Source organism: Polaromonas hydrogenivorans, from assembly GCF_040105105.1.
GTDB classification, from domain to species: Bacteria; Pseudomonadota; Gammaproteobacteria; order Burkholderiales; family Burkholderiaceae_C; genus Polaromonas; species Polaromonas hydrogenivorans.
On the sequence record NZ_CP157675.1, the window covers coordinates 1,023,185 to 1,045,830 of the forward strand.

A 22,646-nucleotide genomic window follows, 5' to 3' on the forward strand; every position below is an offset into this window, starting at 1 on the left:
AATATAAAGCTAAATGACCTCTTCTTTTTCCAATCTTTCGCTGGCCGAACCGCTGGCACGCGCCGTAGCCGAAATGGGCTACGAAACCATGACCCCCATCCAGGAACAGGCCATTCCGGTCGTTCTGCAGGGCAAAGACGTGATGGGCGCAGCCCAGACCGGCACCGGCAAAACCGCTGCCTTTGCGCTTCCGCTGCTGCAGCGGATGATGAAGCACGAGAACGCTTCGACCTCGCCGGCGCGCCATCCGGTGCGGGCGCTGGTGCTGCTGCCGACCCGCGAACTGGCGGTCCAGGTGGCCGAGCAGGTCAAGCTCTACGCCAAATACACCAACCTGAACAGCGCGGTGGTGTTTGGCGGCATGGACATGAAGCCGCAGACGCTGGAGCTTAAAAAAGGCGTTGAGGTGCTGGTCGCCACGCCGGGCCGCCTGCTTGATCACATCGAAGCCAAGAACACGGTGCTGAACCAGGTCGAATACGTGGTGCTCGACGAAGCCGACCGCATGCTCGACATCGGCTTTCTGCCCGACCTGCAGCGCATCCTGAGCTACCTGCCCAAGCAGCGCATTACGTTGCTGTTCTCGGCCACCTTCTCGCCCGAGATCAAGCGCCTGGCGGCCAGCTTCCTGCAAGACCCGGTGACGATCGAAGTGGCGCGTTCCAACGCCACCGCTGCCACGGTCGAGCAGCATTTCTACAGCGTGGGCGCCGACGACAAGCGCCGCGCGCTGCACCAGATCCTGAAGGCGCGCGATCTGAAGCAGGCGTTTGTCTTTGTCAACAGCAAGCTCGGTTGCGCGCGCCTGGCGCGCTCGCTGGAGCGCGAAGGCCTCAAGACCACCGCGCTGCACGGCGACAAGAGCCAGGACGAGCGGCTGAAAGCCCTCGAATCGTTCAAAAGCGGCGAAGTCGATTTGCTGGTCTGCACCGACGTGGCGGCGCGCGGGCTGGACATCAAGGACGTGCCGGCGGTGTTCAACTTCGACGTTCCCTTCAACGCCGAAGACTATGTCCACCGCATCGGCCGCACCGGCCGCGCCGGCGCCTCGGGCCTGGCCGTGAGCTTTGTCGCCAGCAGCGACCAGCGTCTGGTGGCCGACATTGAAAAGCTCATCAAGACCAAGATCGAGATCGAGCCCATGGAGTTCGAGGAAGACACCCCGCGCATCAGCGAGCAGGGCCGCATCAACGACGGCCGGCGCATGTACCGCGAAGGCGAGGAGGGCGGCGCGCCAGCAGAGTCACGCCCACCCCGCGAACGCACTACCGAGCGCCGTGAGCGCCGCGAATACACGCCGCATCGCCAGCCGGCAGCCTCGCGCGATCCGTTTTTTGACCGGCCTTACGAGCCCGGCATCCCGGCGCAATCCCTGCCTTCCTGGGAAGCGTCGGCCAAGGCCAATCCTGGGCGCAACGGTGTGTCGGCCAACATCAAGCCCAAGAAGAAGATCGCCGCGCTGTTCAAGTCTTCCTGACTTGGCGTTTGATTGATTCCTCCGGAATTCGCAGGCTGGCTGTCGTCAGCCTCTGCCTACGGTACGTAGCGCGGCTGTCTGCTTATTCCTTCGCATAAGCCCTGTAGGCTATCGGCATGATGGCCACACCCGCACCAAGACCTCTCACCCTGGCACCGGCCGGTCATTCCCGGCTTCAGAAAATTTACCTGCCCTTGTGGCGCGCCGTCAACCAGTGGATAGCCGCCGACGGGATGCGCATGAGCGCGGCCATGTCGTTTTACGGCGTTCTCAGCCTGGCGCCGCTGCTGGTGCTGCTGGTGGCGGTGATGGGCTGGTGGCTGGACCGCAGTTTTATTGAAAGCAGCCTGGTGGCGCAGATTCGAGGCGTCATCGGCGAGCAAGGCGCGCAGGTCGTGCAGCAAGCCATGACCAGCGCCAAGCAACCCTCGGAAGGCATCACGGCATCGCTGTTTGCATTCGGGCTGCTGCTTTCCGGCGCGACCGGGGTGTTTGCCGAACTGCAGGACGCTTTTGAGCGCCTGTGGCGGCAGGGCAGCGGTGAAACTCCCAGGCAGAAATGGTGGTACAGCGCCAGCCTGCGCCTGCGCGGCGTTGGCTACATCCTGGCCTTGGGCTTTTTGCTGCTGGTGTCGCTGGCCGTATCAACGTTGTCCAGCTTTCTGTCAGGCTGGGCAGGCACTTATTTGCCGATTGACAAAGTCGTGTGGGTGCTCAACGAGTTGGTTTCCATCGCCTTTTGCGTTGCACTGTTTTTGGGCCTCATGAGAATGAGTTCCGGCCCCAAGCCCGCCTTGCGTTTCCTGGTGATGGGCTCCGTGGCCGGGGCGATTTTGTTTCAGGTCGGCAAGTACCTGATGGCCTATTACCTGTCCACCGCTGCCGTCGTGTCGGCCTATGGCGCGGCAGGCTCGCTGGTCGTCATCCTGATGTGGATTTATTTCTCGTCCGGTGTGCTGCTGCTCGCGGCAAGCATGGCGCGTGCGTGGGCTGACGAGGCTGCGTTGGCTGATGAGCACAAGGTTTCGTCTGTGTTGACTGCGTAGGCATCCCTGCCCGCAAAGCAGGCGTGGCCCAAAATCGCCAGCAAGCTACTTGCCCGGTTTCTGCGCCTGCTCGCAAGGCACCTGGATCAACTCAAGCACACCGGCCGCACCTAATCTGGCCGCCGTCAGGCAGCCGCCCCAGACGCAACCCGTGTCCAGCGGCAGGACATTGTTTCGCAAGCCCGTATGCTGGCGGGCGTCAGTCACCAGGGTGGACCAGTGCCCGAAAGCAATGGGCGTGTCCTGGGTGGCCCGTCCCGGCACTTCAAACCACGGCATGTAGCCAACAGGCGCGCCATGGGCGCCCTCGCTGCTGCTGAACTCCATCTTGCCTTGCGCGGTGCAAAACCGCAGGCGCGTCAGCGCATTCACGATGACCCGCAACCGGTCCGCACCTTCGAGGCCGCCTTGCCACTGGCAGGGCGTGTTGCCGTACATGGCAGTCAAAAAGCCTTTCAGGTCGGGTCCGCGCAAAGCGGATTCCACCTCGGCCGCCAGCATCAGGGTCTGCGCGGTGCTCCACTGCGGCAACACGCCCGCATGCACCATCAGCCAGCCATGGCGGTGCATCGCCATGGCGCGGTGGCGAAGCCAGTCCAGCAGCCCTTCGCGGTCCGGTGCCTGCAGCAGGTCGTTCACCGTGTCGTGGCGGCCCGGCTTGCGCACGCCTTGCCACAGCGCCAGCAGGTGCAGATCATGGTTGCCGAGCAGGCACTGCGCCGCATCGCCCAGCTCCATCAGGCTGCGCAAGGTGCCCAGCGAATCCGGTCCCCGGTTCACCAGATCGCCCAAAAGGTACAAGGTGTCGCGGCTCGGGGAAAAATCAATTTTCTCCAGCAGCCGGTGAAATGGTGCGCTGCAGCCCTGCAGGTCGCCGATACAGTAAAGTGACATGCTCTTTATTCTGCCCTTGGATCCATGGATTTCCTCCTCATTGTTTTTTTAACGCTGCTCAATGGCGTTTTTTCCATGTCCGAACTGGCGCTGGCCTCAAGCCGCAAGGCACGCCTGAATGCCATGGCCGAATCAGGCGACAAGGGCTCCCGGGCCGCGCTCGACTTGCTCGGCAATCCCACGCAGTTTTTGTCGTCGGTGCAGGTGGGCATTACCTCGATTGGCATGCTGAACGGCATTATTGGAGAGGCGGCATTCAGTGGTGGCGTCTCCCTGTGGCTGCAAACTTTTGGGGTCTCGCTAGGCGCTGCCGACATCTCCGCCACGGCCATCGTGGTGGCCAGCATTACCTATGTGACCATCGTGTTTGGCGAACTGGTGCCCAAGCGCATTGGCCAGCTTTACCCTGAAACCGTGGCGCGCCTGGTGTCGCGGCCCATGATGTGGGTGGCTGCCGGCGCCAAGCCCTTTGTCTGGCTGTTGTCCGTCAGCACCCATGCCGTGCTCAAATTGCTTCGGGTTGACAACAGTGCCGGCCGGGCCGTGACTGAAGAGGAAATTGCCGCCAGCCTGGAAGAGGGCGTTGATGCCGGGCTGATCGAGGAGCATGAGCACCAGATGGTGCAAAACGTATTTTTGCTTGACGACCGGCTGTTGACCTCCATGATGCTGCCGCGCGCCAGCATCGAGTGGCTGGACGCCTCTGCCACGGTGGCCGATGCCATCGACAAGGCAGGGGCCACCGGACATTCCTGGTATCCGGTCTGCCGGGGCAGCCTCGACGATGTGGTCGGCGTGGTCAATGTTGCCAAGTTGCTCGCCTTGCGCGGCCAGATTCAACCGGCATCGCATGGCAATCCTGCAGGCTCCATTCCCACGGTGGCAGACCGCATCGGTCCGTATGCCGTTCCGGCCGTGTTCGTGCCAGAAACCTTGACCGGCATGGAGTTGCTGGAGCAGTTCCGCGCCCGTTCCACCCGCATCCTGCTGGTGGTTGATGAATATGGCGTGGTGCAGGGGCTCATGACGCCCATGGACATGCTGGAGGCCATCACTGGCGAACTGCAAACCGGCACCACCCTGGATGCATGGGCTACCCGGCGCGAAGATGGCAGCTGGCTGATTGACGGCCTCATGCCTGTGTCGGAACTCAAGGCCCGGCTTGACATCAGGGAGTTGCCGGAAGAAGACCGTGGGCGCTACAACACCGTTGCCGGGTTGCTGATGTCGGTTTCCGGACACCTTCCTGTCACTGGCGAGCGCATCAAGTGCGCGGGATGGATGTTTGAGATTGTTGATCTGGACGGCAAGCGGATTGACAAGCTGTTGGTTACCCAAATTGGTGCACCTACCCGTGCAAATCTCGTTTAAAGTTACACAGGGTAACTAATGTGAGATTAAAAAGCCTTCGATAGGTAACCCGATTCGAGCCAGGCCAGGTTTTCCCCAAGCATTCTTGGGGGCCATTTCCAAATGAAATAGATGATTTTCTGTGCATTGTTGGTGCATCAAAAATGCATTGAAAATTCAAAACACGTTAAAAATTACATAAATTTGGCACAGTCAGGATTGTCAAAAATTGTTTTTTTTGTTGGAAATCTGTGTGGCATCGTTAAAATTGCTGCAATCGCACAATCTGGCGAACTGAGTTTTTCGGTGTCAAAGTCCTAAAAAAGATAGATTTACTGCATCTGAAAAGTGAGTTTTCAATGAGTTCCAAGTTTGATAATCGAACTGCCAACCCTGATCCAGCCTCTACCGATTCTGAATCTTTGTGGTTTTTAGCTCACACTCGTCCACGTCTTGAAACTGTCGCGTTGCAAAATCTGCAGCAACAGGGTTTCGATGTGTATCTTCCACTTTACAAACGACTGAAAAAAATCGACGCAAGCATGCAGGCTGTTTTTGAGCCTATGTTTTCGCGTTATGTATTTTTCAGGACAACGTCGCTTGCCCAATCAATTGCCCCTGTCCGCTCAACCCGTGGCGTGACGCAAATAGTCAGTTTTGGTTCTGAATTTGCCACCATTCGCCCTGACACGCTCGACGCCATCCGGCAGCTTGAGCAAGTCCGCAATGCGGCGGATGTGGCTGAGTTGAGTGCTTTGCGTCCGGGCCATCTGGTCCGGTTCTGTAACTCAGCCTTGAGTGGTCTCGAAGGCGTTGTCAAAAGTGTTTCCAGTTACCGAGTGGCAGTGCTTCTCGAAATAATGGGTCGCCAGCAGTTGGTTCGTGTTGATCATCACCAACTGGTAGCGGCCTGAATTTTTAAGCCTTGGCTTGGTAGTTGCTTAGAGGCATTGCCAGTCCGAGAGTCGTCAAATTTTGCAGATTTACCCTGTGTTTCACCCTGAAATGGTGAAAAACACTGCGGTAGCCTGCATGCCTTGTGTTTAGTGCCGTGTTCTCTGCGGTTCATGGCCCTTGCGTTTGTCAATCCTTGCGGGGATTTAGTTACACGTCACTACACTAAACACAGATATATTCAACTTTTGTCCTCTGCTACTTTTAATCCCATGCCCCAGAAATCGAATTTAACTCTGATGCTTGCGTACGCGCGCTGGCCTGTTCTGGCCCTAACGGTCGCTTGGCTGGGCGGCTGCACCTTGGCTCCCGGGTTTTCTATTGGCAAAGGTCTGCAAGTCACCGAGTCGTCGGCCAATCCTTATTCCATCACTACCAAACGTGCCGCAGTTTCTTCTGGCCCGTCAGGGCCGGGCAGCGAAGCGACCGCAGGCCAAACACCACCGCCCGGTGCGCTGTCAACCATCACGCCCGAACTCATCAGCCAGCAACGCACCTTGCGAAAAGTTGAATTGGGCACCGACGTGAAAAGCCTGTTTGCCGAGGCCAAGCCGTATGGCATTGGCCCCGGCGACGTGATCAATATCGTTGTCTGGAATCATCCCGAGCTGGTTCTGGCTCCGGCCGGTGCCACCCTGACAACTGATGCATCAGGCTTGTCGTCCGTTGGCAACGGCTACAACGTCAGCCCCGAAGGCCTGATCCAGTTTCCGCTGCTGGGCACCTTCAAAATTGCAGGCCTGACAGAAAACAAGGCCCGTGAAGAAATTACCCGCCGCCTGGCCAAATTCCTGCAGGACCCGCAAGTTACCCTGCGCGTGCAGGCCTATCGCGCCGGGCGTATTTATATCGATGGAGAGGTTCGCACCCCTGGCCTGCAAGCCATCAACGACATTCCCATGACGTTGCCAGAGGCCATCAGCCGCGCCGGCGGCTTCACGATCCTTGCCGATCGGGCCACGGTCGCCGTTACCCGCAAGGGAACCACCACCATGATCAACATGCCGCAGCTGACCACGCTGGGCGTTAATCCGTCGAGCATCCTGCTGACCGCCGGCGACCTGTTGCGCGTGGGCAGTCGTGACGACACCAAGGTGTATGTGATGGGCGAAGTCACCAGACCGATGACATTGCCACTGCGCAATGGCCGGCTCACGCTCAATGAAGCCCTTGGCGAGGCTGGCGGCGTGAATGCCACTTCCGGCAATCCGCGCCAGATTTACGTCGTGCGCAGCCGCAGTGGCGACAGCGCCACGGTTGCCGATGCAAGCGGTGCAGCCACTTCCACCACGCCCGAGGTTTATCACCTTGACGCCAGTTCCCCAACGGCCTACGCACTGGCTGAAGGCTTTGAACTCAAATCGCGCGATGTGGTGTTTGTCGATCCCGTGCCGCTGGTGCTCTGGAACCGCGTGGTCAGCCTGATTCTGCCTAGCGCCCAAATCACCAACACCGCGCATGACATTACCAAATGAGCGCGCGTAAGTGATAAACAATATCCTGATCGTTTGCGTTGGAAATATCTGCCGCAGCCCCGTGGCTGAAGCACTTCTTAAAGACCGCCTGCCCGGCCGCAAGGTCTGGTCGGCCGGCCTGCATGCCGTGGTCGGCCATGGCGCTGAAGCCACCGCCCGCGAAATAGCCGAGCAATATGACCTGGACCTGTCCGCCCACCGTGCCCAGCAGGTTGCCGGCTGGATGTGCAGCCATGCCGATTTGGTGCTGGTCATGGAAACCAGCCATCAGCAAGAACTTCAAAAGCTTTACCCTCTGGCGCGCGGAAAAATCCGGCGCCTGGGCGAATTCGGCCCGCAAGGCGCCTTTGAAATTCCCGATCCTTACCGCCAGCCTCGCGCTGCCTTCGAAGCCACCCATGCCGCCATCGCCCTGGGCGTGGACGAGTGGGTGCGCCGTATCAATCTTGTTTCGTGATGCCTGACCGTATGAACCTATCTCAATCTCCAGTGCCCACCCCGTACATTGCTGATGCACAAGACGATGAAATTGACCTGTTAGGCCTGCTCGATGTGCTGCTTGATGCACGCTGGCTCATTGTCGGCGTGACTGTGCTGGTATTGGTGCTGGGAGGCGCATACGCTTTCCTCAGTCGTCCGGTTTATGAGGCCAATGCCTTGATTCAGGTTGAAGACAACAAGCCGGGCGCCGCAAGTGCCTTGGGCGATGCAGCCAGCTTGTTCGATATCAAGTCACCCGCCACGGCCGAAATAGAAATCCTGCGCTCTCGCCTGGTGGTCGGCAAGGCCGTCGACGATCTGCAACTGTATGTCACCGCCGTGCCCCAATACATCCCGTTCGTAGGTCGCTGGCTTGCACGGCGTACCACCGATCTGTCCAATCCCGGATTCATGGGTATGGACGGCTACGTGTCAGGCAACGAATCCATTCGTCTCGGCGTGCTTGAAGTGCCTGCCGCACTGGAAGGTGAGATGCTGGTACTGGTGACCACTGAAAGCGGCTTTGAGTTGCGCGACCCCGACGGCCAAACCTTGGTGCAAGGGAAAACCGGAACGCCGGCCGGCTTTGGCAGCGGTGAAGAAAAGGGCCGGATTCTAGTAACCGAACTTAAGGCTAAGCCCGGTGCGTACTTCAATATTGCGCGCTATTCCCGTCTTGGCGTGATTGAGCAGTTGCAAAAGGATCTGGGCATCACAGAGCAAGGCAAGCAGTCTGGCGTGATTGCTTTGCAACTCCAGGGCACTGAACCGTGGAAAATTGCCCAGACTCTGAATGCAGTGGGTACCAACTATGTGCGCCAGAATGTCGAGCGCAAATCGGCAGAGGCTGAAAAATCCCTTGCCTTTTTGGGTGATTTTTTGCCGCAACTCAAAAAGCAATTGGAAGAATCCGAAGTTCGATTCAACAAGTATCGCAATCAGAACGGCACGTTTGACCTGGGCACGGAAGGAAAAACGTATCTTGAGACAGCTGTGAAGCTGCAAGGCGACCTCTTGCTACTACAACAAAAACGCCGCGAGCAAATCGCGCAGTTCACCGCTGCTCACCCCGTCATCCAGACACTCGATGCGCAGATTGCCGCTGTCAGCAAGGAAATTGCAGGCCTGGCCAGCAAGGTCAAGACGCTGCCCAACACCGAACAAGACTTGCTGCGCCTGACGCGCGATGTCAAGGTCAACAGCGAGCTGTACCTCAACCTGCTGACCAGCTCGCAGCAACTGCTCTTGGTCAAAGAGGGGAAAATTGGCAATGTGCGGGTGGTCGATGCGCCCGTGGTGCCCGAACGCTCTATCAAACCCCAGCGTGCGCAAATCCTGGCTATTAGCGTTGTGCTTGGCCTGCTGTTGGGCATGGGTCTGGCCTTTTTGCGCAACAGCCTGCGCCCCGGCATCAAGGATCCGGCTGATATCGAGTCGGCTACCGGCCTGCATGTGTTTGCCACCGTGCCGCATTCTGCCGAGCAGGACAAGCTGTCCAAATTGATCAAGAGCCAGGCCCCGGGCAATCACCTGCTGGCCATTGCGCATCCCGAAGACCCGGGGGTGGAAAGCCTGCGCAGCCTGCGCACCGCGCTGCAGTTCGCCATGCTTGATGCGCGCAACAACGTGGTGCTGTTCACCGGCCCCACGCCGGGCATCGGCAAATCCTTCACCAGTGCCAACTTTGCCGCCGTGCTGGCCGCAGGCGGCAAGCGCGTGCTGCTGATTGACGCCGACATGCGCAAAGGCCATATTCACCAGTTCTTTGGCCTGAAGCGCGGTCACGGCTTGAGCGAGTTGATTACCGGCAGCCGCACGCTGGGCGATGTGGTACGCCGTGCCGTCGCACCCAGTCTGGACCTGATCACCACGGGCACCATGCCGCCCAACCCCGCCGAATTGCTGATGTCGCCTGCTACCGTGCAACTGCTGGAAGCCCTGTCTGCCCAGTATGACCTGGTGCTGATCGACACCCCGCCCGTGCTGGCCGTGTCAGACACGCAGGTACTTGCACCGCATGCTGGCACGGTGTTTCTAGTGGCCCGGGCCGAAGTCACCGCACTCGGCGAATTGCAGGAAAGCACCAAGCGACTTGGCCAGACCGGCGTGCCGGTCAAAGGCGTCGTGTTCAACGACCTGGACACCAGCCGCCAGCGCTACGGCTATGGCTACAAGTACAGCCGCTACCGCTACACCAACTACCAGTACGGCAAAACAGACGGGCAGTAAACAGCCATGCAAGCTTGCGCATCAGGTTCAGCGGCCATACCGCAGCACGTTGCCATCATCATGGACGGCAACCGTCGCTGGGCTGAAAAGCGCAGCATGTTGCGCGCACTGGGTCATGTCAGCGGAGCGCGGCAGGTGCGCCAGATCATTGATGCCTGCATGGCGCGCGGCGTGAACTACCTCACCCTGTTTGCCTTCAGTACCGAAAACTGGCAACGCCCGGCCGATGAGGTTTCCAGCCTCATGGGTCTGCTGGTGCATTACCTGCAAAAAGAAGTCAGTGCCATGCATGCCTCTGGCGTGCGCCTGAAGGTGGTCGGCGACCTCAACAGGTTTGACAGGCAGTTGCAAAGCCTCATGGCCAGCGGTCAGGCCCTGACGGCCAACAACAGCAAACTCACCTTGACCATTGCCGCCAATTACGGTGGCCGCTGGGACATGATGCAGGCCGTGCAAGCCTGGCAGGCTGCCAACCCAGGGCAGAGCGTGGCCGACATGGACGAAGCTGCGTTGCGCCCGCATCTCAGCATGGGCTATGCCCCCGACCCCGACCTGCTTATACGCACCGGCGGCGAGTCGCGCATCAGCAATTTCATGCTGTGGCAAGTAGCCTATACCGAACTGTTCTTTACCGACACGCTGTGGCCTGACTTTAGCGCCCAGTCACTTGACCATGCGCTGCAGTGGTACCAGGCACGCGACCGCCGCTTTGGCGCTTCCAACGCACCGGTGGCTGAAATTACCCGCTACGCCATCTGAAGCATTTACCTTGCGCTGCGATGGCGCCTAGAGCGCCACACAAAAATGCTTTACTTGCACCCTGCAAATGCGTCGTACTCCCAATCCTGAAATCCACTTCAACCCAATGGCCCAGGCAATGAGCACAAGAAAAACCGACCTTATCAACGCTTACGACATCACGCCCGTCATTTTGTGCGGCGGCTCTGGCACACGGCTTTGGCCGCTCAGCCGCAAGAGCTTTCCCAAGCAGTTTGTGCCGCTGATCAAGGGTAAAAGCCTGCTGCAGCACACGCTGGAACGCGTGGCACAGTTCAACCCCGGCGCTCCGCGCGCTTTATGCATTGCAGCTGAAGACCATCGGTTTCTGGTTGTAGAAGCGCTAAAGGCTGCTGACGTGAAGGGGCGCGTCATGCTTGAGCCCGTAGCACGCAACACCGCTGCGGCCATGGCCCTGGCCGCATTGCAGTCCCGGCCAGAAGATCTGCTGCTGTTTTGCCCTTCCGACCACCATATTCCTGATGCCGACGCCTTTGGCACCATGGTGTTGCAGGGCTGCCCGGCCGCTGCGGCTGGCGCTATCGTTACCTTCGGCGTCGTGCCCAGCTTTCCGAGCACGGCTTATGGCTACATCCAGCGCGGCATGCTTAACGCCAATGGCCAGAGTAACCAGGTCGCCAGTTTCATTGAAAAGCCGGCGGCCGACAAAGCGCAGCTTTTGCTGCTGCAAGGCGATGTGCTGTGGAACGCAGGCATCTTTCTGATTCAGTCCCAGACGCTCAGGGAAGCCTTGCGCCTGCACGCACCCGATATCTTCAAAAGTTGCCAGCAAGCCGTGGCAGGTGCCACCGAGGATGGAGTCTTCATCCGGCCTGAACCCACCGCTTTTATAGCTTGCCGCGCTGAAAGCGTGGACTATGCAGTGCTGGAGCACCATGCCAACGTGGCAGTGGTTCCGTTTGCCGGCGCATGGAGCGACGTGGGCAGCTGGAACGCCGTGGCTGAGTTGAACACGCCTGACGACCAGGGAAACCGCATTGACGGCCAAGGCATGGCCGTGCAGGCGACCAACACCTATATTTATGCGCCGCACCGTCCGGTGGTGGCCCTGGGCACGCAAGACCTGCTGATCATCGACACGCCCGACGCGCTGTTGGTGGCCAGCAGCAGCCATGCCGAAGAGGTCAAACAGGTCGTGGCGTTGCTTGAAACCAAAAAAACCCCGCAGGCTGTGCAGCATCGCAAGGTGGAACGCCCCTGGGGCTGGTACGACAGTGTTGATGCGGGTGCGCGCTACCAGGTCAAGCGCATCACCGTGCGCCCTGGCGCCAAGCTCAGCCTGCAAATGCATTACCACCGTGCCGAGCACTGGATCGTGGTCAAGGGCACGGCCCTTATCACCCGGGGTGATGAAGAAGTTTTACTGACTGAAAACCAGAGCACCTACATTCCCCTGGGAGTCAAGCACCGCCTGGAAAATCCAGGGAAAACCGAGCTTGAACTGATTGAAGTGCAGTCGGGCGGCTATCTGGGCGAAGACGACATCGTGCGGTTTGAAGATACCTATGGCCGCATCGCCACGCAGCCCACTCAGGCTTAAGGGATGACCATGACAAAAAACACATCACCCAGGATTTACGTAGCCGGTCACCGGGGCATGGTGGGCTCCGCCATCGTTCGTCAGTTGTTGGCTGCAGGCCACGCGCCGGAGAACATCATCACCCGCACCCATGCCGAGCTAAGCCTGACCGAGCAGTCTGCCGTGCGCGACTTCTTTCAGATGGAAAAGCCCGACCAGGTGTACCTGGCTGCCGCCAAGGTGGGGGGCATTCATGCCAACAACACCTACCCGGCCGAATTCATCTACCAAAACCTGATGATGCAGGCCAACGTGATTGATGCCGCCTTTCAAAGTGGTGTTAAAAAGCTGCTGTTCCTGGGTTCCAGTTGCATTTACCCCCGGCAGGCCCCGCAGCCCATGGCTGAAAATGCCCTGCTGACCGGCCCGCTGGAGCCCACCAACGAGCCCTATGCGATTGCCAAGATTGCCGGCATCAAGCTCTGCGAAAGCTATAACCGCCAATACGGTGCCAGCCACGGCATTGATTACCGCAGCGTCATGCCCACCAATCTGTATGGCCTGGGCGACAACTACCATCCTGAAAACAGCCACGTCATTCCCGCGCTGATCCGCCGCTTTCATGAAGCCAAGGCCGGCCAGGCGCCCAAGGTCACCATCTGGGGCACCGGCACCCCATGCCGCGAGTTCTTGTATGTGGACGACATGGCCGCTGCCAGCATCCACGTCATGAACCTGGAAAAGGCCACTTACGACCTGCACACCAGCCCGATGCAAAGCCATATCAATGTCGGCTATGGCAGCGACATCACCATTGCTGAATTGGCACAAACCGTTGGCAAGGTCGTGGGCTACCAGGGTGACATCGACTTTGACAGCACCAAACCCGACGGCGCACCCCGCAAGCTCATGGACAGCAGCCGCCTTGAATCCCTAGGCTGGCAGGCGCAAGTGAATCTGAAGGACGGCTTGAAACTTGCGTATCAAGATTTCATGACGCACTCATAAGCGCTTTCTTTCATTCTGTAGTCATTCATAAACCTTTTGTTTTGTCATTCCGGCCTTGAGCCGATATCCATCACGCCAACCATGACCATTGCATCCAACACCACCCCCAAAGTCGCCCTCATTACCGGAATTACCGGCCAGGACGGCTCTTACCTGGCCGAATTTTTGCTGGAAAAAGGCTATATCGTCCACGGCATCAAGCGCCGCGCATCAAGTTTTAATACTGCCCGTGTTGACCACATTTACCAAGATCCGCACACGGACAACGCCCGGTTCAATCTGCACTACGGCGACCTGAGCGACTCGAGCAACCTCACGCGCATCATCCAGCAGACCCAACCCGACGAAATTTATAACCTTGGCGCCCAAAGCCATGTGGCGGTCAGTTTTGAAAGCCCTGAATACACCGCCGATGTGGATGGCATGGGCACCCTGCGTATTCTGGAAGCCATCCGCATCCTGGGTTTGGAAAAGAAAACCCGCTTTTACCAGGCCAGCACCAGTGAACTGTATGGCCTGGTGCAGGAAATCCCGCAAAAGGAAACCACCCCGTTTTACCCGCGCAGCCCATACGCCGTGGCCAAGCTCTACGCCTACTGGATCACGGTGAACTACCGCGAGGCCTACGGCATGTATGCCTGCAACGGTATTTTGTTTAATCATGAAAGCCCGCGCCGCGGCGAAACCTTTGTCACCCGCAAGATCACCCGTGGCCTGGCCAACATCAGCATGGGCCTGGAAGATTGCCTGTATATGGGCAACATCGACGCCCTGCGCGACTGGGGTCATGCCAAGGACTATGTGCGCATGCAGTGGATGATGCTGCAGCAAGACCAGGCCGAGGACTTCGTGATTGCCACCGGCGTGCAGTACAGCGTGCGCCAGTTCATTGAATGGAGCGCCGCCGAACTCGGCATGCAATTGCGCTGGGAAGGGCAGGGCGTTAACGAAGTCGGCTACTGGAACGACAAGCCCATCGTCAAGATCGATCCACGCTATTTCCGTCCTGCGGAAGTTGAAACCCTGTTGGGTGACCCCAGCAAGGCCAAGCAAAAGCTTGGCTGGACGCCTGAAATCACGGTACAAGAAATGTGCAAGGAAATGGTGGCTAGTGACCTGGCCCAGGCCAAACAGCATGCGCTGCTTAAAGCCAATGGCTACAGCGTGAATGTGAGTGTGGAATAAACGCCTCAATCCACTCCGCATCCATAAATAAATGAATGAACATTACTATTATCGGAATCGGCTACATAGGCCTTGCCATGAATCTTGACCAAGCAACCTACATCCAGCCTATGCAAAGCCACAACAATGAACTGTGAACATCAAGATCATCTCCATCGGTTTTATAGGCGCCACCAGTGAAGCTTAATTCCCTTGTGTTACTCGGGTGGTTCATTGCGGCGATATTCGCCGGTAGCGTTGAATACGCAACAGGCCTGAATCAATTGTTCTGGATACCCTATTTTCTAGGCTTGCTGCTGGTTTTTCTCTCATATGCGCGACCCAATTTTCGGGCAAGTTTTGCAACAATAAAAGTGCAAGAAAATCGCCAAGGTGCGGAGAAATTTATAGGTTTTCTATTGGTGCTCTGGATGCTTGTTGGGCTTTTCTCATCTATAGCGTCGATGAATCCGTTGCTTCAAATTTTGGTGGCTAGCAAAAGCTATTTCTTCATGTGGGGCCTAACTCTTGCCATGCTGTTGCGGCGCTGGAGTGACGTAGCAACCCACCGCTTATGGTCTGCAGTTGTCGTGGTGGCGGTGTTGCAGTGGCCTGCTGTGCTCTATCAACGGCTTGTTGTCGTGCCTCGGCGCTCAGACTTTGCTGCCTGGGATGCCATCGTAGGTACCTTTGGTGGGTCGCCAGACGGGGGTGGGAACTCAGCAGCGATGGCAATGGTGGCCTGCATCGCAACGGCAGTCGTAGTGATCCGATGGAAAGGTAAACAACTGTCAACTAAATCCGCCTGCCTGCTGGGTCTGCTGAGTCTGGCACCGGGTTTCATCGCCGAAGTCAAGATGATCTTCGTCTGGATCGCTGGGTTGCTGATCGTCGCCTTTGTATTTCATGCCCGGTCGAGACCGCTGAAAGCATTGGCGACAAGCCTATTGGTCGTGCCGCTGCTGCTTGGCATCGGTATCGCATATAAGTCCATTTTTTACGACGCTGGTGGCACGAATTCATGGGAGCAGATTTACGACCAGCAGATCAAGTACGCAATCGATTCAGATGAATTCAGCGACGAGCATCAGCGCCTAGGTCGCACGGCAGCCCTCGCCTTCTGGTGGATGCAGAATCAGAATTCTGACCCGCTTAATTTATTTTTTGGCTACGGTTTGGGTGCGAGTCGTAGCGCCAGTTCGGTGGCGCAGGGTGAAGTGGCCAAGCGTTACCCTTTTGAGATCGATTCCTCCTCGGCCAGCAGACTGTTGTGGGACACGGGAGTGATAGGTGCTGGTCTCTTCTTGGTTATTCTCGGCAGCAGTGCATGGGCTGCAATGTCATTGGCAAAGCGCCAGCACCTTACCTTAGTTGGCAAGCAATCGGTAATGTTGTCAGGTATTGTCTTTCTATTGACGTTGCTGAGCTTCACATACAACCGCGATTCAACAGACACACCGGCCATTCAACTGCTCATGGCAGTTTCATTGGGCATGATCTTGAATGCAGCCAAGCGGCCTGCGCGAGTGGGGGCGTGATGGGCGACGATCGAAGTCATCCACTTCAAGCTGAGGTGCATTCAGGGCAAGCTCCATTTTCGGCCGCACGAATGCGCTCCAGCCTCCACCTTTTTGCCGCAGGAAAGTTGATATCGGGGATGATTGGTATCGCTTGGCTGCTCACGCTAGTACGCGCGCTCGACGTGTCGCACTACAGTGGCTATGTGGTGTTGATGGCGCTGCTCGAGATCGTGCTGTTAGTCAGCAATGCCGGTGTCTACCCCTTCGCGCATCGCTACATCACTGAGGGACGGCTGCCACACAACCTGCCGCTGCTGCCGGGCCTGATCTGGCGCTCGCTGGCCTACCGCATTGCCACGCTGGCGCTGGCTGCCGGTGCCGTGGCGGTGCTGGCGCGGCCGCTGGCTATGCTGGTCGGCCAGCCGCTGTTGACCCAGGTATTGGCTATGTACGCCTTCGTCATAGTGTTCGAAGGGTCAACGCGTTATCTCGAGCTGGCCTTTGAGTCGCTGTTGGAACAGGGGCGGGCGCAGTTGTGTGCGGTGCTGCGCAACGGTGCGCGCTTGGTGATCGTCGCGCTGCTGTGGTCGGGCGGAGATACGCTGAATCTGAGTCAAGTAGTGCGCATCGAGGCCAGCACAGCTGTTCTCGGCTTCTTGCTCGCCGTGGTGGTCATGGCGCAGGCGTTGCGGGTGCATCGCAGGCTGGTATTCTCGTCGGCACTGCCGGCCGACTCGTTCTCCCTCCAACGCTTGATGTCTTTCGCGCTGCCACTGTTTATCGCCCAGTGCTTGACGCAGCTCTACAGCCCGGACACCATCAAGCTTATTGTCAGCCGGCTGCTCGGTGTCACCGAAGCTGCTGCCTTCGGCTTTGCTCATGCACTGAGCTTTGTGATTCAGCGCTATTTGCCAGCCAGTCTGCTTGTCGGTCTTATCCGGCCTATGTTAGTGGCACGCCGCGCGCACGGCGGCAGCGACCAAGATCTGATGCTCGTAGGCAACCTGATCCTCAAAATTAACTTGTTTGTACTGCTACCGGTGGCTGCAGTGTTTGCTGTGGCTGGCCGCGAATTCGCAGCCCTGGCCTCTGGTGGCAAATATGCTGACGCCGGACCGTTACTTTTTTTAATGACGTTGTTGTTGGTGCTGACCGGCGCTCATGTGGTGCTGTCGATGCTGGCGACCGCGCTGGAGGATCGACGTGCGGTGCTGATCGGCACGATGGTGTCGATACCTGGAATCGTGGTTGGCACATGGCTGGCGCCAGCGCTAGGCGCGATGGCGATGGTGCTAGGGCTGTGGCTGAGCGAATTGTTATGGTGCAGCTTCACGCTGTGGCTGCTGCGACAGCGTGGATTTGCGTTTCGTATCGACGGCGCCGCATGGGCTAAGCTTGTCACTGCTGCATCAGTGGCTGCGGCGAGCGCGGCATGGTTGACGGACCTATTGGCATTGAGTGGGGTCGTCCGCCTGATGGCTGCCGGGGCGGTGATCGCCGTCGTCTACCTCGCAGCCTGCGTGGCGCTGGCACCCTTGTCATCATATGAACGCAAAATGCTAACGCGCCTTTTACCCGCACGCTGGCAACGCTAGCCCGGCGGCAACCAACTTATCTTACTTACTAAAAAACCATGAAGTTCTATCTCGCTGGACAGCAAAATTTCGGCAACCGTGGTTGCGAGGCGCTGGTGCGCTCGGTTAGCGGCATCGTGGGCGAGCGCCTGCCCGGTGCGACATTTCTGGTGCCTACATTTGACCAAGCGCGCGACGGCGCTCAATGGCCCGGTATGGCCGCAGCCGGCTGCGAGTTCGTGCCTGCGCCCGAGAGTTCGCTACGCATCAGGTGCTGGAACCGCGCTATCACCCGCATTCCGGCTCTGCTGCCGCTCTGGGAGCCACGCTATGCGCCAGCACCTCGCTTAATGGCCGAGGTCAGCCAATGCGATGGTGTGTTGATGATTGGCGGCGACGTGATCTCGCTCGACTACGGTCCGGGCTCGCTCTTCAAGTGGAGTGGTCTGATGGACGCTGCCCAACGCGCCGGTCGGCCGACGATGCTATTTGCCGCGTCGGTCGGTCCTTTTGACGGCAGCCCGCTGATCGAGCGCTACATGGTTAACCATTTGCGCCGCTATTCGGCAATCTCGGTGCGCGAAACTTTCAGTCTGGCCTATTTGCATCGCCTGGGCCTGCACAACGCGGTGCTGGTTGCCGATCCGGCCTTCCGCCTCAAACCCGAACCGGTGGCACTTGGGGCACCCTTCGATCAAGCCGGCAATGGCGTGCTGGCTTTCAATATCAGCCCATTGGTGGCCGCCAGCTGGCAGCGCCAGAACCCAGGCAAGTCATTGATTGGCGAATGTGCGGCTTTCCTGCGGCGCGTGCTGTCGGAGACACCACTCTCCATCGCCCTGTTGCCGCATGTCGATCCACTTGACGGCGCATCTGTGAATAGCGATTCGCATTTCATGGCAAGTCTGCTCGCCGAGATAGGTGGAAAATCGGACAGAGTTGCGATGGTACGCCGTGGCCTCAATGCGGCGCAGTTGAAATTTGTTATCGGTGCCTGCCGTTACCTGATCGCCGCCCGTACGCATGCCACCGTGGCGGGCTGGTCGCAGCATGTGCCGACAATTTCGATCGCCTACAGCGTCAAAGCACGCGGGCTCAATCAGGATTTGTTCGATACGCTCGACTATGTGCTCGACACGCCGAAAGTGGGTCGTGACTCTCTATGGGCTTCCTTTAAGTTGCTCGCAGATCGCGAGGCAAGCTTGCAGGCTCATCTGGCCGAGAGAATCCCGCGTTGGTACGCCAACGCCGGGAAGAGCGCTGAATTGCTGGCACAGGTGCTGCGATGAGTGAACGAATGGTCTCCAAAGTTGATTGCGAATTGAGTGTCGTGATCAAGGCGCTTAACGAAGAGCGAAATATTGAGCGCACGTTGAAATCGGTGCTGGCCGCAGTCGATGGTTTGGACGCAGAGGTCATTCTGGCCGACTCACTTTCCAATGATGCGACAGTAAAAATTGCCAAGCAGTTTCCGGTTGTCATTGTTCAACTGGTCAACGGACACGAGCGTTGCTGTGGCATTGGTGCGCAACTCGGGTATCAGTATTCTCGCGGCCGCTTTATTCTCGTAATGGATGGTGACATGGAGCTTGAACGCCCATGGTTGTTGGCGGCACTGGATCGGATGAAGGCCAGTTCTAGCTTGGGTGGTGTGGGTGGAATAGTCGATGACGTGAATCTCGACAACATCGAGTTTCGAGCGCGCCAGCAGCGTAGTCCCAAGGACATGCTCGCGGGACCGGTCGACCGCTTGAACATGGGGGGGCTGTACCGACGAAGTGCGATCCAGCAGATCGGCTATCTGACACATCGTTCGCTCCACGCATGCGAGGAACTGGAGTTGGGCCTGCGCCTATGTCAGGCCGGCTGGGGGTTGGAGCGGCTCGATTTGGTGTCGATCCATCACTATGGTCATACCGTGCCGATGTGGACGCTCATCAAGCGCCGTTGGCATTCGAATTATGTCAATGGTGCAGGTGAATTACTCAGGACCAGTTTAGGGCAACCTTGGTTTTGGCACACCTTGAACTGTGTGCGGTTGCCTATAGTCGTGGTGGGCTGGTGGGTCACCATGCTGGTGTTGGTCGTGTGCGCCACAGTAGCAGGCACATTTTGGCTGGTCGGGCTGGGGTTCGTCGCCCTGCTGCCACCGATTTTGTTGATCGCAAAAAAACGCAGCATATCGATGGGCCTCTATTCGGTGATGGCCTGGTGCATCGACACGGCGGGCCTCTTGCGGGGTCTGCTACGGAACCTTCGAGACCCAACCGCGACGATTGAGGCGCGCATATTGCGAAATGCTCCGGAGTGGTGAGATGGTGCCAGCAATGACCTACTCGTTTCGTAAACTTGTTGCCGCTGATGTTTGGCGCTGTACGGGCCGAATCGGATGGCGTGCCTTCGCGAAAGCTTGGTTCATTGACCCTGCATTTCGGCCGGTTTTCACGATGCGTCTCTGCCAGGCTTGCAAGAGCTTGCCGTGGATTTTGCGTGGACCAGCGCTCGCATTGGCCCGCTGGTGGCATCAGCGCGCGCGGATGCGGTGCGCGCTGGATATTCCATGGTCGCTGCAAGCGGGTCCTGGGCTCAAACTATTGCATGGCATTGGCATCGTGATCAACGCGGACACGGTGATCGGAACCAACGTGACGATCATGCAAGGTGTGACGATTGGCGGCACTCAACGCGGCATACCTGTGATCGAGGATGACGTGATCGTGTGTGCCAACGCAACGGTACTGGGTAGTGTTCGGTTGGGGCGTGGCGCGGTGATCGGCGCGGGCGCGGTCGTTGTAAAAGATGTGCCAGCGGCTAGCAACGTGGTCGGTAATCCGGCGCGAGTGTTACCGCGCACCGCGCCGCCAAAGGGCTACCACCCGTTGCCAGAAGGCTTGCGATGAGCGCGCTGGCTCGGCGGTTTGCCCGAGGCCTTGGACTATTGCTGCTGCCCACGCTTCTGTGTGTTACACCGGTAGTAGCGCTGGCGCAGGCTGACACATGGCTGCCAATGCGCGAGCGCGCGCTGGCCATCGCTGCCGGTAGCGCACTGGATTTTTCGGCATTTGTAGAGCCGGGGCCAGCCGGGCGTCACGGGTGGGCACAGGTGTTGCCTGATGGCCATATTGGTTTCGAAAAGCGGCGCAGCGCGCAGCGTTTTTTTGCCGCATCTTTGGTTTTGGGAGGCCTAAACGGTGGATTCCCTGATCACAGTGGCGCCGACCGATTGGTAGAGCAACTGCAGCGGACCGGCTACAACCTAGTCCGATTGCATTTCGTTGACGCCCAAATGATGACCGGGCGTAACAAAGATTTCGACTTCAACCCGGAACAGCTGGACCGGCTTCAATACTTGCTGGCATCGCTGGCGCGTGGTGGGGTGTACTGGTTGGCAGATGGCATAACTTCCGACAACGCCGCCTGGGGCGACGTGAAGCCGCATCGTTGGGTAAAGAAGTACAGCGCCAAACTTGATGTACTTACCACAGAGGCGGGTTTTCAACACTGGGCGACACTCGTGCAACGCCTGTGGGGAGCACGCAATCCCTACACCGGAACGGCACCCTTAAATGACCCTGCGATGCTGGGTCTGATCCTGGTTAACGAGGGCAGCCTAGGTTACCTTGCAACTATTGCAGGCGACCGCTACCCGCTTAAACTGGAGCCACTGTTCCGCGATTGGCTGCGCAACCGTTACGGCAGCGATAAAGCGTTACAGGCCGCTTGGGCCACCGAGTTGAGGCGGGATGAATCCCTAGCCACACAGGTGAAATTGCCAGTATCCGTGCGTGGGCGAAGTGTGCGCGACACAGATTTCGCGCGCTTTGTGGTCGAACTAGAACGAAAAGCTTACCGTCGCATGGAGGCGCATGTGCGTGGGCTGGGCTTTGGCGGGCTGACGACTGCGTTTGACAACTGGGGCTTCGTCAACGCCGACATCACGCGTGCCGCGCTTCCGTGGGTTGATATGCATGCCTACCATGCATCGCCATCGAACCATGGCCAGCCGGGATCACGCATCGCGCAGACCAGCATACACAGCAATGTGGCTCGCTACGTGCGCGAACTGATGAATACGCGCCAGTGGGGCAAGCCGTTCACAGTGTCTGAGTATGGCCAGCCGTTCTGGAATCGTTGGCGCCACGAATCAGCCGCGCTGGTGCCAGCCGTCGCCGCACTGCAAGATTGGGATGCGATCTGCCTATTCGCTGAAACGCCCATCCAGGACAACTACGGCACCTCACCCTTTATACGCCGACAGGCGATTTATCCCTACGGAGTGGGGGCGGACCCAATTACGCGCGCCGGTGAGCGGTTGGCTGCGTTGCTTTTCTTGCGTGGCGACGTGGCGCCCGCGCGCGGTCGCATCCGACTGCATGTGAATGCCGAGCGAGCGCTGGCCCGCAGCGGCGGCTGGGAGCAGGTGCCTGAAGGCTTGTCCCGACTGGGTCTAGTCTCTGCGATTGGCCTCGACTTTAGTCCGATGCCTGCTAAGCCAGTGAAAGGGGAGTTGGCAGTGGACCTGACCGGCGCGCGGCCAGTATGGTGGTCGCGGTTGGAAAACAGCCTGATCAAGAGCGGAGCAGATACGCTTGCTCCTGGCATCGGTCCGCTGCGTGAAGCGGGCATCGTCGGTGCCAACAATTTATCTCGTCCACAAGACAAACTGTATCAATCCGACACCGGGCAAGTGACGGTGGATTCGGCCAGCGGCCTGATCACAGTGGACAGCGAGCGCAGCGCTGTGCTGGTACTGCGCGACGGTGTCACCGCAACTGCGGGGCCGCTCGAAGTGAGTGGTGGCAGTGGTCCGGCCTTGGTGGCTCTGTCCTCTTTGGACTTGCAGCCGATAGGCAGCAGTCGACGCCTGTTGCTTTGGGTGCTGACCGATGCCATCAACAGTGGCATGACTTTTGACGATGCCGAACGCACGACGATCCGTACGCTGGGCCGCTTCCCGCCAATGGTCCGCCCCTTAGCAGCGACGATTCAGATTGAACATGCCAGTGCATCGCGCCTGCGCGTCTGGCCACTGTCGCTGAACGGCGAACGGCGTACGCAGATAAATCTGAAGGTGAATGGGAATGTTGCGCAACTTCACCTGGACACCGCAGCACTGCCCGATGGTCCAGCGCTTTTTTTCGAGATCGCAGTCGAGTGA

18 protein-coding genes are annotated in these 22,646 nt (G+C 58.5%); 17 read left to right on the forward strand and 1 reads right to left on the reverse strand.

Features of this window, described 5'->3' with window-relative positions:
- Positions 1 to 13 precede the first annotated feature (13 nt).
- On the forward strand, positions 14 to 1,477 hold the full coding sequence (locus ABLV49_RS04910; protein ID WP_349280481.1) for a DEAD/DEAH box helicase: 1,464 nt from the start codon (positions 14 to 16) through the stop codon (positions 1,475 to 1,477).
- A gap of 116 nt (positions 1,478 to 1,593) precedes the next feature.
- Positions 1,594 to 2,523, forward strand: a complete 930-nt coding sequence (locus ABLV49_RS04915) for a YihY/virulence factor BrkB family protein (RefSeq protein WP_349280482.1) — start codon at positions 1,594 to 1,596, stop codon at positions 2,521 to 2,523.
- 45 nt (positions 2,524 to 2,568) lie between these two features.
- Here ABLV49_RS04915 and ABLV49_RS04920 read toward each other — a convergent pair whose 3' ends face one another.
- The gene (locus ABLV49_RS04920; RefSeq protein ID WP_349280484.1) at positions 2,569 to 3,417 is read right to left on the reverse strand and encodes a symmetrical bis(5'-nucleosyl)-tetraphosphatase; all 849 of its coding nucleotides are present in this window, start codon (positions 3,415 to 3,417) and stop codon (positions 2,569 to 2,571) included.
- Between the two features lie 24 nt (positions 3,418 to 3,441).
- Between ABLV49_RS04920 and ABLV49_RS04925 the strand changes: the two genes are divergently transcribed.
- The 15 genes from ABLV49_RS04925 to ABLV49_RS04995 all read left to right on the forward strand — a co-directional run bounded on the left by ABLV49_RS04925 (position 3,442) and on the right by ABLV49_RS04995 (position 22,646).
- The gene (locus tag ABLV49_RS04925) at positions 3,442 to 4,788 is read left to right on the forward strand and encodes a hemolysin family protein (RefSeq protein WP_349280485.1); all 1,347 of its coding nucleotides are present in this window, start codon (positions 3,442 to 3,444) and stop codon (positions 4,786 to 4,788) included.
- 338 nt (positions 4,789 to 5,126) lie between these two features.
- Positions 5,127 to 5,681, forward strand: a complete 555-nt coding sequence (locus ABLV49_RS04930) for a transcriptional activator RfaH (RefSeq protein ID WP_349280486.1) — start codon at positions 5,127 to 5,129, stop codon at positions 5,679 to 5,681.
- 342 nt (positions 5,682 to 6,023) lie between these two features.
- Entirely contained in the window at positions 6,024 to 7,196 is a 1,173-nt protein-coding gene (locus ABLV49_RS04935) for a polysaccharide biosynthesis/export family protein (RefSeq protein ID WP_349280488.1), read from the forward strand.
- A 61-nt stretch (positions 7,197 to 7,257) separates the two neighbouring features.
- Positions 7,258 to 7,653 (forward strand): low molecular weight protein-tyrosine-phosphatase, encoded by a 396-nt coding sequence (locus tag ABLV49_RS04940; protein ID WP_349280489.1) that lies wholly within the window; start codon positions 7,258 to 7,260, stop codon positions 7,651 to 7,653.
- 11 nt (positions 7,654 to 7,664) lie between these two features.
- Positions 7,665 to 9,905 (forward strand): polysaccharide biosynthesis tyrosine autokinase, encoded by a 2,241-nt coding sequence (locus ABLV49_RS04945; protein ID WP_349280490.1) that lies wholly within the window; start codon positions 7,665 to 7,667, stop codon positions 9,903 to 9,905.
- Positions 9,906 to 9,965: 60 nt separating this feature from the next.
- Complete coding sequence (uppS, locus tag ABLV49_RS04950) at positions 9,966 to 10,664, forward strand: polyprenyl diphosphate synthase (protein ID WP_349280491.1); 699 nt, start codon at positions 9,966 to 9,968, stop codon at positions 10,662 to 10,664.
- A gap of 118 nt (positions 10,665 to 10,782) precedes the next feature.
- Positions 10,783 to 12,243: a mannose-1-phosphate guanylyltransferase/mannose-6-phosphate isomerase gene (locus ABLV49_RS04955; RefSeq protein ID WP_349280492.1), complete on the forward strand. Its 1,461-nt coding sequence runs from the start codon at positions 10,783 to 10,785 to the stop codon at positions 12,241 to 12,243.
- Between the two features lie 9 nt (positions 12,244 to 12,252).
- Complete coding sequence (fcl, locus tag ABLV49_RS04960; protein ID WP_349280493.1) at positions 12,253 to 13,230, forward strand: GDP-L-fucose synthase; 978 nt, start codon at positions 12,253 to 12,255, stop codon at positions 13,228 to 13,230.
- Between the two features lie 81 nt (positions 13,231 to 13,311).
- Positions 13,312 to 14,415, forward strand: coding sequence for a GDP-mannose 4,6-dehydratase (gene gmd, locus ABLV49_RS04965; RefSeq protein ID WP_349280494.1), 1,104 nt, complete (start codon positions 13,312 to 13,314; stop codon positions 14,413 to 14,415).
- A 176-nt stretch (positions 14,416 to 14,591) separates the two neighbouring features.
- Positions 14,592 to 15,932: a hypothetical protein gene (locus tag ABLV49_RS04970; protein WP_349280496.1), complete on the forward strand. Its 1,341-nt coding sequence runs from the start codon at positions 14,592 to 14,594 to the stop codon at positions 15,930 to 15,932.
- The gene (locus tag ABLV49_RS04975) at positions 15,929 to 17,509 is read left to right on the forward strand and encodes a lipopolysaccharide biosynthesis protein (RefSeq protein WP_349280497.1); all 1,581 of its coding nucleotides are present in this window, start codon (positions 15,929 to 15,931) and stop codon (positions 17,507 to 17,509) included. The genes ABLV49_RS04970 and ABLV49_RS04975 overlap by 4 nt, the downstream gene beginning before the upstream one ends.
- 38 nt (positions 17,510 to 17,547) lie before the next feature.
- The gene (locus ABLV49_RS04980; RefSeq protein WP_349280498.1) at positions 17,548 to 18,777 is read left to right on the forward strand and encodes a polysaccharide pyruvyl transferase family protein; all 1,230 of its coding nucleotides are present in this window, start codon (positions 17,548 to 17,550) and stop codon (positions 18,775 to 18,777) included.
- Entirely contained in the window at positions 18,774 to 19,802 is a 1,029-nt protein-coding gene (locus ABLV49_RS04985) for a glycosyltransferase family 2 protein (RefSeq protein WP_349280500.1), read from the forward strand. Before ABLV49_RS04980 ends, ABLV49_RS04985 begins: the two co-directional genes overlap by 4 nt.
- A 13-nt stretch (positions 19,803 to 19,815) precedes the next feature.
- Positions 19,816 to 20,388, forward strand: a complete 573-nt coding sequence (locus tag ABLV49_RS04990; RefSeq protein WP_349280502.1) for a serine O-acetyltransferase — start codon at positions 19,816 to 19,818, stop codon at positions 20,386 to 20,388.
- Positions 20,385 to 22,646: a beta-galactosidase gene (locus ABLV49_RS04995; RefSeq protein ID WP_349280503.1), complete on the forward strand. Its 2,262-nt coding sequence runs from the start codon at positions 20,385 to 20,387 to the stop codon at positions 22,644 to 22,646. Before ABLV49_RS04990 ends, ABLV49_RS04995 begins: the two co-directional genes overlap by 4 nt.

Bases quoted from the DNA above. Each gene is read 5' to 3' on its own strand.
- ABLV49_RS04910 (WP_349280481.1), top strand. From the start codon at position 14: ATGACCTCTTCTTTTTCCAATCTTTCGCTGGCCGAACCGCTGGCACGC.
- ABLV49_RS04915 (WP_349280482.1), top strand. From the start codon at position 1,594: ATGATGGCCACACCCGCACCAAGACCTCTCACCCTGGCACCGGCCGGT.
- ABLV49_RS04920 (WP_349280484.1), bottom strand. From the start codon at position 3,417: ATGTCACTTTACTGTATCGGCGACCTGCAGGGCTGCAGCGCACCATTT.
- ABLV49_RS04925 (WP_349280485.1), top strand. From the start codon at position 3,442: ATGGATTTCCTCCTCATTGTTTTTTTAACGCTGCTCAATGGCGTTTTT.
- ABLV49_RS04930 (WP_349280486.1), top strand. From the start codon at position 5,127: ATGAGTTCCAAGTTTGATAATCGAACTGCCAACCCTGATCCAGCCTCT.
- ABLV49_RS04945 (WP_349280490.1), top strand. From the start codon at position 7,665: ATGAACCTATCTCAATCTCCAGTGCCCACCCCGTACATTGCTGATGCA.
- uppS (WP_349280491.1), top strand. From the start codon at position 9,966: ATGGACGGCAACCGTCGCTGGGCTGAAAAGCGCAGCATGTTGCGCGCA.
- ABLV49_RS04955 (WP_349280492.1), top strand. From the start codon at position 10,783: ATGAGCACAAGAAAAACCGACCTTATCAACGCTTACGACATCACGCCC.
- fcl (WP_349280493.1), top strand. From the start codon at position 12,253: ATGACAAAAAACACATCACCCAGGATTTACGTAGCCGGTCACCGGGGC.
- gmd (WP_349280494.1), top strand. From the start codon at position 13,312: ATGACCATTGCATCCAACACCACCCCCAAAGTCGCCCTCATTACCGGA.
- ABLV49_RS04980 (WP_349280498.1), top strand. From the start codon at position 17,548: ATGAAGTTCTATCTCGCTGGACAGCAAAATTTCGGCAACCGTGGTTGC.
- ABLV49_RS04985 (WP_349280500.1), top strand. From the start codon at position 18,774: ATGAGTGAACGAATGGTCTCCAAAGTTGATTGCGAATTGAGTGTCGTG.
- ABLV49_RS04990 (WP_349280502.1), top strand. From the start codon at position 19,816: ATGACCTACTCGTTTCGTAAACTTGTTGCCGCTGATGTTTGGCGCTGT.
- ABLV49_RS04995 (WP_349280503.1), top strand. From the start codon at position 20,385: ATGAGCGCGCTGGCTCGGCGGTTTGCCCGAGGCCTTGGACTATTGCTG.